The organism is Bacillus sp. BS98 (assembly GCF_008432245.1).
Lineage (GTDB): Bacteria > Bacillota > Bacilli > Bacillales > Bacillaceae_G > Bacillus_A > Bacillus_A toyonensis.
The window spans coordinates 3,454,930-3,469,415 of record NZ_CP043830.1 but is presented as its reverse complement, the minus strand read 5'-3'; the positions used below and the strand labels follow the sequence as shown (position 1 = coordinate 3,469,415).

Below are 14,486 nucleotides of genomic sequence, written 5' to 3'. Positions count from 1 at the left end.
AGCCCATCTTTTTTATTTGTTATTTAATAACTTTCCAGTTGTTATTTCTCGTTGCTTCTATTCTTTTATGCTTCAATATATAGTTAGCAATAAGTTCAGACATATCTGTTGGAATATCTTTTATTACTGGTTTATTTTGAAACATGAAGAAGTTCCCTCCGCCGTTTGCTCGATAATTATTCATAACAACGTCATATTCTTCATTTATATCGAGTGTAGCGCCTTTATACTGTAAAGACTCTACTCTTTCACCAATTGGTTTTGAAATGTTTAATACATACGAAATCCCTTCCCACATATCGTAATTATAATGCGCAGGTTTTGGTTCTATGAATGCAGGATTAACAATTATATCTCCAACTTTATTTAATGTGAAATAAGAAGCAGAAAGTTCGAGAGCATCTTTTATATCGGCTCCAGTCACTCGAATAACTTTTAATGTGTTTGGGTAAATATAATTGGAAACGATATCCCGCATTGTGACATGTTTCGGGAATCCTGGAGATGTATTATGAAACAAACTTGTACAAGAAATAGAAACGTTAGCTATATCCATCTGGATTTTATTTATGAATTCAATAAAAGGATGGTCTTGCAAACGAGTTTGCATAGCATCTGAAATTCGCATGTCTCCATGAATGATGCCAATAGGCTGATCAAGCCATTTTTGTGTTTTCTCTTCATAATCGGCGACCAAGGAAAGAACATCTTTGTCGGCCTCGATTCCTTGCACAGGCAATAATTGTGCGTAACTATTTTTCTTTACCCATTTTTGTTCTGTTTTTTCGAATATTACTTTTACCTTTCCAACGGAGTGTCCATTGCATCCGGTCTGTAAAATTGTTACACCATTATCTAAAGTTTGAGCAATTTCTCGGTGTTGGTGGCCTGTTAGTAAAATATCTATACCATCAATTTCATCATACATTGCGTATCCTTGGTTTTCACCTGTTAAAACTTCAGTCGGTACTCCTGTTTGAAAATCGCGTTCAAATCCCCCGTGATAGGCTACGACTAGTAAATCGGGCTGCTCATGTTTACGGATGTAAGGAACCCACTTTTTTATTGTTTCTAATGCATCTTCAAATAGTAAATCTTTAATATGATGGGCCTGTTCCCAATTCGGGATGTAATGTGTTGTTGCCCCTAAAATAGCAATTTTTATATTTGATTCAATATGTTTTATTATATAGGGTTTCCCGAAATAAGGTTCTTTTATGTTTTTATCTAAAATGTTTGCTGATAAGTACGGGAAGTTTGCAGTTTCTACAGCATGATTTAATATATCCATTCCATAATTAAATTCATGATTGCCGATAATTGCAGCATCATAATTTAAATAGTTGGCCAATAAGGACATTGGATTTTTCTTATCTTTTTCGTATGTAGCGTAATGATAAGTTAAAGGTGTTCCTTGTATGAAATCACCGTTATCAACTAAAAGAACGTTTGTATTTTTGGAACGTTCTTTTTTTATAAGAGTAGAAATTTTAGCTAAACCAATTTCTGCTTTGGAGTTATCTTGGTAGTGAATTGGATACACAGTACCATGTACATCGCTTGTTAATAAAATATTTAAAGTTACAATTTGATTTTGATTCAATACCATTCACCTTTTCTATTGTTATCTTTCAATTAATCATATCAAATATATGAAAAGAATTTTAATCAGAATGTATAGAATGTGTAAAGATTCTGTAAATAAGTAATTGTTTGTAAAAATATGTGATATATTTCTTCATGTTTACGGAAGGTTATTTTATAACAACGAAAAATGGAGGCATTCACATGTTGAAAAAAGTTTTTGCAATGAGCACAACAGTTGTACTAGCAGCGGGGTTATTAAGTGGCTGTGGAACGAAGGAATCAAGTGCAAGTAAAAATGAGGATACGAAAAAAGGTTATGTACCGAAGACGTTAAATGTTCAATTTGTTCCTTCTCAAAATGCAGATACGTTAGAGGCAAAAGCAAAACCATTGGAAAATCTATTAAGTGATAAATTAAACATTCCGGTAAAAGTTAGTATTTCAACGAATTACAATACAATTGTAGAAGCTATGGCATCAAAACAAGTAGATGTAGGATTTTTACCTCCAACAGCGTATGTGTTAGCGCATGAGAAAAAGGCTGCAAACGTAATATTACAGGCGCAACGTTTTGGGGTAGATGATGAAACTGGAGCTCCCACAAAGGACTTAGTAGATTTTTATAAATCAGAGTTTGTTGTTAAGAAAGATTCTAATATTAACAGTGTAAAAGAATTAAAGGGTAAAAAAATTGGTTATCAAGATGTAACATCATCAGCAGGGTATGTATGGCCTGCAGCTGTATTGTTAAAAGAGGGAGTCGATCCGCTAAAGGATGTGAAACCTGTTACATTAAAAGGTCATGATCAGTCACTTATTGCTCTTTTAAATGGTGATGTTGATGCAGCTGTTGTATTCCAAGATGCTCGTAATATTGTAAAAAAAGATTATCCGAATATATTCGATCAAACGAAAATAGTAAAATTTACGGAGAAAATTCCAAACGATACGATTTCTGTACGTTCTGATTTAGATGCGGAGTGGAGCAAGAAATTACAAGATGCTTTCATTGAAATAGGAAAGAATGAAGAAGGGCACAAAATCATTAAAGAGGTATACTCACACGAAGGATATGTGAAATCTGATGATAGTAAATTTGATATCGTTCGTGACTATGGAAAGAAAGTGAAAACACAATAATACATATGGAAATGGCGACTAACTGGAAAGTGTGTGATTTCAGTTAGTTTGCCGTTTTTCAGTTATTGATAATACATAGAAGGTAGGTAAGATGTGTGATAGAGTTTCAAAATGTCTCCAAAGTGTATCCAAATGGTACGAAAGGATTGAAAAACATAAATTTAAAAATTCAAAAAGGTGAATTTGTTGTAATGGTCGGGCTATCTGGGGCTGGAAAATCTACACTCCTCAGATCAGTAAATCGCCTTCATGAGATTACAGAAGGAGAAATTATTATTGAAGGTGAGTCTATTACTGCTGCAAAAGGCAAAGAGTTACGACGCATGCGCCGAGATATTGGTATGATTTTTCAAAGCTTTAACCTTGTAAAGCGATCCACGGTACTGAAGAATGTATTAGCCGGGCGTGTTGGATATCATTCGACATTACGTACAACGTTAGGCTTGTTTCCGAAGGAAGATTTGGAACTTGCATTTCAGGCTTTGAACAGGGTAAATATTTTAGAAAAAGCATATGCACGAGCAGATGAATTATCAGGAGGACAACAGCAACGTGTATCGATTGCTAGAGCATTGGCACAAGAAGCGAAAATTATATTGGCAGATGAGCCTGTTGCTTCGTTAGACCCACTGACAACAAAGCAAGTAATGGATGATTTGAAAAAAATTAATGAAGATTTTGGAATTACGACAATTGTAAACTTACATTCTATTGATTTAGCGAGGCAATATGCTACACGCATTATTGGATTACATGCAGGTGAAATTGTTTTTGATGGTGTAGTAGATGAGGCAACGGATGAAAAATTTGCTGAAATTTATGGGGACGTAGCTCAGAAAAGCTCACTATTAGAGGTGGCAGCTAAATGAATGACGTGACGATATATTCGAAATCGATACCGAAGCCGCCGAGTAAATTGAAACATATGTTAACGGTTATTCTAGTTATTTTACTGTTGTGGGGTAGTAGTGTACAGGTCGACGCATCATTTTCAAAACTAGTAGTTGGTTTTCCAAATATGATGGATTTATTGAAGGAAATGGTGCCACCAGATTGGAGTTATTTTCAAGTTATTACAACAGCAATGTTAGATACAATACGCATGGCGATTATTGGAACGACTTTAGGAGCGATTTTAGCCATTCCACTTGCACTATTTGCAGCAAGTAATGTATTTACTAGTGTATTTTTGTACGGTCCAGCTCGATTGATTTTAAATTTTATACGAACGATACCAGATTTATTATTAGCGGCTATTTTTGTAGCGATTTTTGGAATAGGACCACTTCCAGGTATTTTGGCTCTTACTTGTTTCTCGGTTGGGCTCGTAGCGAAATTATTGTATGAGTCAATTGAATCAATTGATCCAGGTCCATTAGAAGCGATGACAGCTGTAGGAGCGAATAAGGTGCAATGGATTGTTTATGGGGTCATTCCGCAAGTGAAAGCGCACTTTGTTTCCTACGTACTTTATACATTTGAGGTGAATGTACGTGCCGCAGCCGTTCTAGGTTTAGTAGGAGCAGGTGGCATTGGTTTATATTATGATCGTACACTTGGATTTTTACAATATCAACAAACTGCTTCCATTATTATTTATACCCTTGTTGTTGTATTGTTAATTGATTATATAAGTACATTGTTGCGGGAGAAATTATAATGAGTAAAACGACGATAATCGTACCAAAACCGAAGAAACCGAGTGTAAATCGCTGGATTATTTTTATAGCACTAACAGTTATATATGTATGGGCCTTTTCAGGTGTCCCACTCGAGGGAATAAAAAATACAGCGGGAGAAATTACAAAAGCAATTATGACAGGCGTGTTGAACCCAGATTGGTCATATGTATCTTTGCCTGATGGTGAAGATTTATTACATGGTTTGATTGATACGTTGGCAATTGCAATATTAGGTACATTTATTTCTGCCTTTTTATCTGTTCCATTTGCTTTTTGGGCGGCAACGAATATGAGTAGTGGAAAATTAACTTCAGGTGCTGGGAAATTTGTACTTAGTTTTGTTCGTACATTTCCTGAATTAGTTATGGCTCTTTTATTTATAAAAGCTGTTGGGCCAGGCTCTTTTGCCGGAGTTCTAGCTTTAGGGTTACACTCTATCGGAATGTTAGGGAAACTATATTCGGAAGGAATTGAAAATATAGATAAGGGACCGACCGAGGCGTTAATATCAACAGGTGCAAATCGGTTTCAAATACTTTGGTATGCGGTATTACCACAAGTGTTACCAGATTTTCTATCGTATACGTTATACAGGTTCGAAATTAATGTGCGATCCGCTGCGATTTTAGGTGTAATTGGAGCAGGTGGTATTGGTACGCCATTAATTTTTGCATTAAGTTCACGGAATTGGTCTCGTGTGGGAATTATTTTATTGGGCATCATTCTAATGGTAATTATAATCGATTTTATTTCAAGTTCGATTCGAAAACGGATTGTTTAACGGATTTTAAAAGCATCGAAGTCAGATGCTTTTTTGTCTTTTTAAGTGTTTATTAAAAGAAGTCTGTACGTTTGTATAAATATACAGATAATTCCCTTTCTTTTTAAAATAAAAACAATAAAAAAGTATGTCATATTGAATACCCATACATTCCCGAAATCATTGGTTTTTTTATAAAAAATCAAAAAAACATCAACATATTTGTCGATACATGTTGTATAATCTTGCGTGGGAAGCTATCATATAAATGTATAAAACGTTTACTAATATAAGCGAAGGGAAGAATAGCATGTCACATTCAATCGAACAACTTTCTATCAACACGATTCGCACATTATCCATCGATGCGATTGAAAAAGCAAACTCTGGTCACCCAGGAATGCCAATGGGTGCAGCACCAATGGCTTATACATTATGGACTCAATTTATGAAACATAATCCAAACAACCCAACGTGGTTTAACCGCGATCGTTTCGTATTATCTGCAGGTCATGGTTCAATGTTATTATACAGCCTACTTCACCTATCTGGTTATGATGTAACAATGGATGACTTAAAGAACTTCCGTCAATGGGGAAGTAAAACTCCAGGACATCCTGAGTACGGTCATACTGCAGGTGTAGACGCAACTACTGGTCCACTTGGACAAGGTATTGCAACTGCTGTAGGTATGGCAATGGCTGAAAGACATTTAGCGGCTAAATATAACCGTGATGCGTATAATGTAGTAGATCATCATACATACGCTATTTGTGGTGATGGAGATTTAATGGAAGGCGTTTCTGCTGAAGCATCTTCATTAGCTGCTCATTTACAATTAGGGCGTCTTGTTGTGCTTTACGATTCAAACGATATTTCATTAGATGGCGATTTAAATCGTTCATTCTCTGAAAGTGTAGAAGATCGTTACAAAGCATACGGATGGCAAGTAATCCGTGTTGAGGATGGAAACGATATTGAAGCAATCGCGAAAGCAATTGAAGAAGCGAAAGCTGACGAAAAACGCCCAACGCTAATTGAAGTAAGAACGACAATTGGTTTCGGTTCTCCAAACAAATCAGGAAAATCAGCTTCACACGGTTCTCCACTTGGTGTAGACGAAACAAAATTAACGAAAGAAGCATACGCTTGGACTGCTGAACAAGACTTCCATGTAGCAGAAGAAGTATATGACAACTTCCGTAAAACAGTACAAGATGTTGGTGAAACAGCGCAAGCAGCTTGGAACACGATGTTAGGTGAATATGCACAAGCATATCCAGAATTAGCAAACGAACTGCAAGCAGCAATGAACGGTCTTCTTCCAGAAGGTTGGGAACAAAGCTTACCAACTTATGAATTAGGATCAAAAGCAGCAACACGTAATTCTTCAGGTGCTGTAATTAATGCAATTGCAGAGTCTGTACCATCATTCTTCGGTGGATCTGCTGACCTTGCTGGTTCTAACAAAACATATATGAATAACGAAAAAGACTTTACAAGAGAAGATTACAGCGGTAAAAACATTTGGTACGGTGTACGTGAATTCGCAATGGGTGCAGCAATGAACGGTATTGCACTACATGGTGGTTTAAAAACTTACGGTGGTACGTTCTTCGTATTCTCTGACTACTTACGTCCAGCAATTCGTCTTGCAGCATTAATGCAATTGCCAGTAACGTATGTATTCACACACGACAGTATCGCTGTTGGTGAAGACGGTCCAACACATGAGCCAGTTGAGCAATTAGCAGCGCTTCGTGCAATGCCAAATGTATCTGTTATTCGTCCAGCTGACGGTAACGAATCTGTTGCGGCTTGGAGATTAGCTTTAGAATCTACAAAAACACCAACTGCTTTAGTATTAACTCGTCAAGATCTTCCAACATTAGAAGGCGCAAAAGAAGATACGTATGAAAAAGTTGCAAAAGGTGCATATGTAGTTTCTGCAAGCAAGAAAGAAACAGCTGATGTAATTTTACTTGCATCTGGATCTGAAGTAAGTCTAGCTGTTGAAGCACAAAAAGCGTTAGCAGTAGACGGCGTTGACGCAGCTGTTGTCAGCATGCCATCTATGGATCGCTTTGAAGCTCAAACTGCTGAGTACAAAGAATCTGTATTACCAAAAGCAGTAACAAAACGTTTCGCAATCGAAATGGGTGCTACATTCGGATGGCACCGTTACGTAGGTCTTGAAGGAGATGTGTTAGGTATCGATACATTCGGTGCTTCTGCTCCTGGTGAGAAGATTATGGAAGAGTATGGATTTACTGTAGAGAACGTTGTTCGTAAAGTAAAAGAAATGCTTTAATGATTTTAGAAAAATCTCTCCGGCATGGAGAGGTTTTTCTATGTAAATGAGTTTTTTCGACAGAAAAAGTTTTTTATCTCTCCGCAGTCAGACAATCATTGCAAATTTTCTTCTATATAATGAAGAGAAAAGGTTGTCCAGATTGGGAGGCTGAAAATGAAAACGTATGAATTGTATTTAATTCAAGAGGATATTGCGAAAGCTTATTTTGGTCGTGAATATTTGTTTTTTGATTTATTTGCTCGATTTTCAGAATCTGGGTCCCTTTCGGAGAAAAAAGTGTTATATAAACAAATGATGTATATAACGATGCCATTACAAGTAATGAAAATTCATCATAAATTAGAGCAAGCTTTGCGTGTTCTTGGTAAATATGATAGAACACATCATACGCATACACTTTTTACGGGAGCGGAATATGGCGAAATAATAGTGAAACCACACTATATTCGCATGGATACCTCTGGAAATGTCTCTATGGAAACGACTTTCTTTGAGGTGTTAAGAAAGTGTGAACTAACATTTTTAGCTATGGATTATGAAAATACAAAGTACGGATGGTTGAATCCTTTAAAACAAGTACGAACATATGTGTAAAAAATGTCGAATTCTATCTTGTCTTATTGAAAAGGTTTTAGTACACTGTAAGGTAGACAACATGAAGGAGGAAAATATATGCCAATTTGGTTAGGTATTCTAGTGGGCGTAGTAGCACTAGTAGCAGGCGTGGCGTTAGGATTTTTCATTGCCCGCAAATACATGATGAACTACTTAGAAAAAAATCCACCAATTAATGAACAAATGTTAAAAATGATGATGATGCAAATGGGACAAAAACCTTCCCAAAAGAAAATCAATCAAATGATGAGCGCGATGAGCAAGCAACAAACAAAATAAGCGCTAAAGGGCACTCGATAAGAGTGCCCTTTCCTATTGGATTTTGAAAGTATTTAAAACTTTTAAAAATTCTGTATTTTTGTTAAACTGAAAACATCGCTCATTTTAAGGGAGGAGGATAAATATGAAAGTATTTTTTAATTTAGCTTGGTTTTTTAAACAAGAAAAACGAGCGTACATAATTGGGATTATTATGTTATTTGGTGTCGCGCTTCTTGAACTTGTAGCCCCGAAAGTACTAGGTATTGTAGTAGATGAAATTAATAATGGAACATTAACATCTGAAAAATTGTTGAAGTGGGTTATTCTGTTAGTTGTTGTAGGAATTACTATGTACATATTGCGTTATTTGTGGCGTATTATGATTTTTGGATCTTCTTTAAAATTAGCCCGTCAATTACGAAAGAATTTATATGAACATTTTACAAAGATGAGTCCAACTTTCTATCAATCACGTCGTACAGGCGATTTGATGGCGCATGCGACCAATGATATTCAGGCAATTCAGCAAACTGCTGGATCGGGTGTTTTAACACTTGTTGACTCATTAGCAGTTGGAGGATGTGTACTTGTGGCGATGGGGTTTACAATTAGTTGGAAGTTGACATTATTAAGTTTAATTCCGATGCCAATTGTAGCGATTTCTACAAATTATTATGGAACTTTATTGCATAGAAGATTTCATAAAGCGCAGCAATCGTTTTCTGAAATCAATGATAAAGTACAAGAAAGTATGAGTGGGATGAAGGTGATTCGCTCGCTTGGACAAGAGAAAGAGGATTTGGAAGCATTTCGGAAGAAATCAGAAGATGTCGTACATAAAAATATGTTAGTCGCACGTATTGACTCGTTATTCGATCCAACGATTGCACTTATTGTCGGGTTTTCGTTTTTAATCGCAGTTTGTTACGGATCTTTATTAGTAGTACGGGGCGAATTAACTGTAGGAGAGCTAGTAACGTTTACAACATACTTAGGGACTCTTGTATGGCCAATGTTAGCTTTTGGATGGTTGTTTAATATTATGGAACGTGGACGCGCTTCGTATGATCGTGTGGAGAAAATACTTTCACAAACTTCAGATGTAGTAAATAAGGAAAACGCTATAAATACTATAGCAAGTGGTGATGTTTCATTTGCTATTGATTCATTTTCTTATAAGAAAAATGAACTATTAAACTTAAAAGATATTTATGTTAATTTAAGAAAAGGTGAAACGCTAGGTATTGTGGGACGTACCGGTGCAGGGAAGACGACGTTGTTAAAATGTTTAATTCGAGAATATGATCATTTTAATGGTGAATTAAAAGTTGGTGAGCGGGATATTCGAGATGTAACACTTCATGGTGTACGTTCTGCAATTTCATACGTGCCGCAAGATCATTTTTTATTTTCAGCGAGTATTGGAGAGAACATTGCATTCGGAAAGGTCGATGCTACATATAAAGAAATTGCGCGTGCTGCTGAAATTGCTTGTATTCATAATGATATCGTTCAATTTTCAGAAGGGTATGATACGGTAGTAGGTGAAAGAGGTGTTTCACTATCGGGAGGTCAAAAACAGCGGATTTCAATTGCGCGTGCTTTATTAACGAATGCTGAAATTTTAATTTTAGATGATTGTTTATCAGCTGTCGATGCAAAAACAGAAGAAACTATATTATCCGCATTGAAACGGGAAAGAGCAGAAAAAACGACGATTATTACTGCACACCGTTTAAGTGCAATTCAGCATGCAAACATTATTCTTGTGATTGATGAAGGAGCGGTAGTGCAACGAGGAACACATGAACAATTGATGGGAGAAAATGGTTGGTATAAAGAAATGTACGAAAGCCAGCAACTAGAGGCGTTAGTAGAGAAAGGAGGCGTATGATGGCTGAGAAAAAGCGGAGTGATTTAAGAAGATTACTTTCTTATATGAGACCATATAAAAGGTTATTAGCATTAGCATTTTTATTCCTAGTTGGTGCAACTGTAACTGAAATGATGGGTCCTTTTTTAATTAAACAATTTCTTGATGAACATTTAGTACCGCGTAACTTTGATCAATCAGCACTTGTTACTCTATTTGTAGTGTATATAATTGCACATTTATTAAAAGTATTATTTACGTATTTAGATTTATTGTACTTTCAAAATATAGCTTTTAAGATTGTTCAAGATATGCGAGTTGAAGTGTATGAACACGTTCAAAAATTGTCATTAAGTTTCTTTGATCGTACGCCGATAGGTACACTCGTATCTCGCATAACAAATGATACGGAAGCGATTAAGGATTTTTATGTAAGTGTACTATCAACATTCGTAAAAAATGTAGTGTTTTTAGTAGGGATTTTAGTGGCGATGTTTTTATTAGATGTAAAATTAGCACTATTTTCTCTTATATTAATTCCAATTATGTTTGCTATTATGGTGCTATATCGCCGGAAAAGTGCAGCTTTTTATTTAGAAGTACGTAATCAATTAAGCGTATTAAATGCGAAGTTAAATGAGTCCATTCAAGGAATGAATATTGTTCAAGTATTCAGACAAGAAAAACGTATGAGAAAAGAATTTGAAGAGGTGAATAATAAACATTATAGTGCAGGACGACGCACGTTAAAGTTAGACGCATTACTTTTACGTCCAGCAACGGATTTAGTTCATATTGTAGCAATTGCATTAGTACTTGGTTTATTCGGAATTGACGCTTTAAAGAGTCCCGTTGAAGTAGGAGTTTTATATGCGTTTGTTAACTATATTCATCGTTTCTTCCAACCTGTAAATGAGATGATGATGAAATTATCATTTTTCCAACAGGCACTTGTTTCATCATCACGTGTATTTCATTTAATAGATGAGAAAGATTTAGCGCCGGTTCAAAAAGGGGATGGGAATCCTCAAGTAGTTAATGGAGATATTGAATTTAAAAATGTTACTTTTTCGTATGATGGAAAGCGTGATGTTTTAAAAAATGTATCTTTTCATGTGAAACAAGGGCAAACGGTTGCTTTTGTTGGGCATACTGGTAGCGGAAAAAGTACCATTATGAATTTACTAATGCGATTTTATAATATTAAGTCGGGAAACATTGTAATAGACGGTGTAGATTTAGAGAAATTTGAAGAACGAGAAATTAGAAAGAGAATAGGACTCGTATTGCAAGATGCATTTTTATTTGCAGGAAATGTAAAGCAAAATATTCGTATGTACAATGAAGAAATTACAGATGAAGAAGTAAAAGAAGCTGCGCAATTTGTGCAAGCCAATACGTTTATTGAAAAATTACCAAAGCAGTATGAAACAGAAGTAGTAGAAAGAGGAGCTGAATTTTCTAGTGGTCAACGACAATTAATTGCTTTTGCTAGAACGATAGCAACTAATCCGAAAGTGTTAGTATTAGATGAGGCAACAGCTAATATCGATACAGAAACAGAAGAGGCTATTCAAACAGCGTTGCAGCAAATGAGAAAAGGTAGAACGACGATAGCGATTGCTCACAGGTTATCTACAATTCAAGATGCAGATCAAATATTCGTTATGCATGATGGAGAGATAGTAGAAAGGGGAACACATCAAGAGTTACTGAGTGAGCAAGGGTTGTATTATAATATGTATTTACTACAAAATAAAGGAAGCTTGCAAAAGGCCTTGTAATATACAAGGTCTTTTTTACTTTGTATATAAAATATATTTACTCTTTGTTTTTATAGCATACATGTCGTGTCCATTTAGTAAAGTTGTACATATTGTATGTATACGGAATGAAAAAATTTGATAGGAGATTTTATATGCAAAACAGATCGAGTTCAAATGTTACGTTTATCGATGTGTCTCATTGGGAAGGGAGTATTGATTGGAATGCAGTGAAGGCATCTGGCATTCCAGCAGCATATGCAAAAGCGACAGAAGGTGTAAAGTATCTTGATCCTACTTTTGTTCAAAATGTACAAGCGGCACGAAATGCGAATGTATTAATCGGTGCATACCATTTTGCACATCCAGAACAAAATGATGCAATTTCAGAAGCGAAATATTTTGTGAGTATATTACAAAGCAATCAAACAGACTTAATGCCAGTTCTAGATTTAGAGTCACCAACAGATCCGAGTAATAGTAATTTAACTGGTACCGCTATATCTAATTGGGCAAGAAGTTTCATAAATTATGTGAAACAGGCTACTGGAAAAAATGTAATGTTATATACAGGAGTTTGGTATATTAATGAGTTTGGAATTAACGGGTTAAGTGATATTCCACTTTGGATTGCTAGATATTCTAGTACACCGCCTGCTGATGCTGGTGGATGGACAGAGTGGACAGCGTGGCAATACACTGATTCTGGTCAAATTTCAGGTGTAGGAAATTGTGATGTATCAGCAGCAGTTTCATTAGAAGCTTTGCAAGGGAATGGATCGAGTGGTGGAGGGAATGTTTCTCCGCCTAATAATGCAACTCCAGTTTACGGTGTTGCTGTAATTAATGGCGATAATGTAAATTTACGGACTGGACCATCTTTACAATCTAGTGTAATTCGCCAGCTAAATCGAGGTGAATCATATGAAGTTTTGAGCGAACAAGATGGTTGGCTTGCTTTGGGTGGAAATGAATGGATATACTATGATTCGAGTTATATTCAGTATAAACATTATGTGGCGACTATTACTGGTGACAATGTGAATCTACGGGATGCTCCATCATTAAGTGGAAATGTTATAAGACAGTTACATCATGGTGAGGCATATCGAGTATGGTGTAAGCAAGATGGCTGGCTCGGATTAGGTGGAAATGAATGGATATATTATGATTCGAGTTATATTCAGTATGGTGTATAATAAAGTCAACGTAAAAGGTATCTCGCCTGAGATACCTTTTATCCCGCGATTTGCAGGCAGTAAGAATCTCGGCGAATGCGAGGAAGATAGGTGGGAGTTGCCCGTAAAAGGCCGATTGGTGAGGGCTAATAATGAGTGGGTGATAGAACAAAACACTGATTAAAGTGTCACTCTATGAAAAAAGTAATTTTCACAAGTTGTATATTAAAAGCATAGTATAATACAATGGGGATATTTATAAAAAATAATCAAAAATTGAAATAAAGGAGTAAAAATATGGATTATGTGCTAATAGGTGTAATTTTAATATTATTAGCTGCAGTATTCGTACTGTTTTATAAAAATAAACAGTTGGAATCAGAGAGCCAGCAGGTGGAATTTGAAAAAAAGCAAGCGATTGAAACGTATGAAAGTGAAATTGCAGCCACGGTTACAGAACATAAAGAGCAACAAAATACGTTAAAAAATATGGAACAGAAAAAGTATAATGATTTACAAGTTAGTACAGCTAGAGAACTTGAAAATATGCGTATGATGAAAAATCAATTAGCTATGCAACATAGTAAAGAACGTAGTGAAATGCAAGATAAACATAGTAATGAAATACATATGTTTCAAAAGTTAATTGCAGATTTACGAGAGTATACTAAAAATAGCGCTGAAGTAAATACGCATGAAACATTACATTATATGAAGCAAGGATTTTTAGAACAAGAAATCATACAAGAAGATGAATTTCATATTATGCCGAATGTTTTTATTAGAGATAAACTTGGAATAAACGATATTCGAATCCATCATCTTATCTTATATAAAACTGGTATGTATTTACTTGAGACGAGAGAGTGGACAGGAAAATTAATTCATGGTGTAACGAAAGAGAATGCTAGTATATATTCATTTATGCTTGATGAAATAGGTAAGTATCAACAAGAAATTAAAAAAGAAGAGACGCTTGAATGTATTACAGGTGAAGATTCGTTAACTATACAAGTGAAAAATGAAGGGAATCCAGTATATAAAGCGAAGAAACAATCTCAAATTTTATACAATTGTTTGAAAGAATTGCAAGTTGATATTGTAAAAGAAAACGTAAAGCCAATTGTATATTTTTATAATGAGAGTGGTAAAGAAGTACTAGATCTTTCTAATGAGGACACACCTAGATTAAAAGATAGGGAGCAAATCGTAGCGTTTTTCAAAAATGAAGTTTTAACAGGGGAAGTAATATATACAGCGCAAGAGTTACAAAAGATAAGAGAAATGCTTTGCCAGGTGAATTAAAAAGGGGG

At 35.5% G+C, this 14,486-nt stretch carries 12 protein-coding genes; 11 read left to right on the top strand and 1 reads right to left on the bottom strand.

Annotated features, from left to right (window positions below; all coding sequences use genetic code 11):
* Window positions 1–19 precede the first annotated feature (19 nt).
* Window positions 20–1,603 carry a bifunctional metallophosphatase/5'-nucleotidase gene (locus F0362_RS17920; RefSeq protein ID WP_001075251.1) on the bottom strand — a complete coding sequence of 528 codons (1,584 nt, stop codon included), beginning with the start codon at window positions 1,601–1,603 and terminating at the stop codon, window positions 20–22.
* Between the two features lie 185 nt (window positions 1,604–1,788).
* Here F0362_RS17920 and F0362_RS17915 point away from each other — a divergent pair, with 185 nt between their 5' ends.
* From F0362_RS17915 to F0362_RS17865, 11 genes are all read left to right on the top strand, one after another.
* Window positions 1,789–2,727, top strand: coding sequence for a phosphate/phosphite/phosphonate ABC transporter substrate-binding protein (locus F0362_RS17915; protein WP_000915069.1), 939 nt, complete (start codon window positions 1,789–1,791; stop codon window positions 2,725–2,727).
* Between the two features lie 95 nt (window positions 2,728–2,822).
* Window positions 2,823–3,596 carry a phosphonate ABC transporter ATP-binding protein gene (gene phnC, locus F0362_RS17910; protein ID WP_000569223.1) on the top strand — a complete coding sequence of 258 codons (774 nt, stop codon included), beginning with the start codon at window positions 2,823–2,825 and terminating at the stop codon, window positions 3,594–3,596.
* Window positions 3,593–4,387 carry a phosphonate ABC transporter, permease protein PhnE gene (gene phnE, locus F0362_RS17905; RefSeq protein WP_001000771.1) on the top strand — a complete coding sequence of 265 codons (795 nt, stop codon included), beginning with the start codon at window positions 3,593–3,595 and terminating at the stop codon, window positions 4,385–4,387. Before phnC ends, phnE (F0362_RS17905) begins: the two co-directional genes overlap by 4 nt.
* Window positions 4,387–5,190 (top strand): phosphonate ABC transporter, permease protein PhnE, encoded by an 804-nt coding sequence (gene phnE / locus F0362_RS17900; RefSeq protein ID WP_000047884.1) that lies wholly within the window; start codon window positions 4,387–4,389, stop codon window positions 5,188–5,190. The genes phnE (F0362_RS17905) and phnE (F0362_RS17900) overlap by 1 nt, the downstream gene beginning before the upstream one ends.
* Window positions 5,191–5,479: 289 nt before the next feature.
* Window positions 5,480–7,480, top strand: a complete 2,001-nt coding sequence (gene tkt / locus F0362_RS17895; protein ID WP_000019759.1) for a transketolase — start codon at window positions 5,480–5,482, stop codon at window positions 7,478–7,480.
* A 156-nt stretch (window positions 7,481–7,636) separates the two neighbouring features.
* The gene (gene sirA, locus F0362_RS17890; protein ID WP_000860637.1) at window positions 7,637–8,077 is read left to right on the top strand and encodes a sporulation inhibitor of replication protein SirA; all 441 of its coding nucleotides are present in this window, start codon (window positions 7,637–7,639) and stop codon (window positions 8,075–8,077) included.
* A 78-nt stretch (window positions 8,078–8,155) separates the two neighbouring features.
* Window positions 8,156–8,377: a YneF family protein gene (locus F0362_RS17885; protein ID WP_001123316.1), complete on the top strand. Its 222-nt coding sequence runs from the start codon at window positions 8,156–8,158 to the stop codon at window positions 8,375–8,377.
* Window positions 8,378–8,501: 124 nt separating this feature from the next.
* A complete protein-coding gene (locus F0362_RS17880; RefSeq protein WP_000862305.1) occupies window positions 8,502–10,253 on the top strand; it encodes an ABC transporter transmembrane domain-containing protein in 1,752 nt (583 codons plus the stop codon).
* A complete protein-coding gene (locus F0362_RS17875; protein ID WP_000818435.1) occupies window positions 10,253–12,016 on the top strand; it encodes an ABC transporter ATP-binding protein in 1,764 nt (587 codons plus the stop codon). The genes F0362_RS17880 and F0362_RS17875 overlap by 1 nt, the downstream gene beginning before the upstream one ends.
* 134 nt (window positions 12,017–12,150) lie before the next feature.
* Complete coding sequence (locus tag F0362_RS17870; protein WP_001181408.1) at window positions 12,151–13,194, top strand: GH25 family lysozyme; 1,044 nt, start codon at window positions 12,151–12,153, stop codon at window positions 13,192–13,194.
* 276 nt (window positions 13,195–13,470) lie between these two features.
* Window positions 13,471–14,478, top strand: a complete 1,008-nt coding sequence (locus tag F0362_RS17865; protein ID WP_000386795.1) for a nuclease-related domain-containing protein — start codon at window positions 13,471–13,473, stop codon at window positions 14,476–14,478.
* Window positions 14,479–14,486 lie beyond the last annotated feature (8 nt).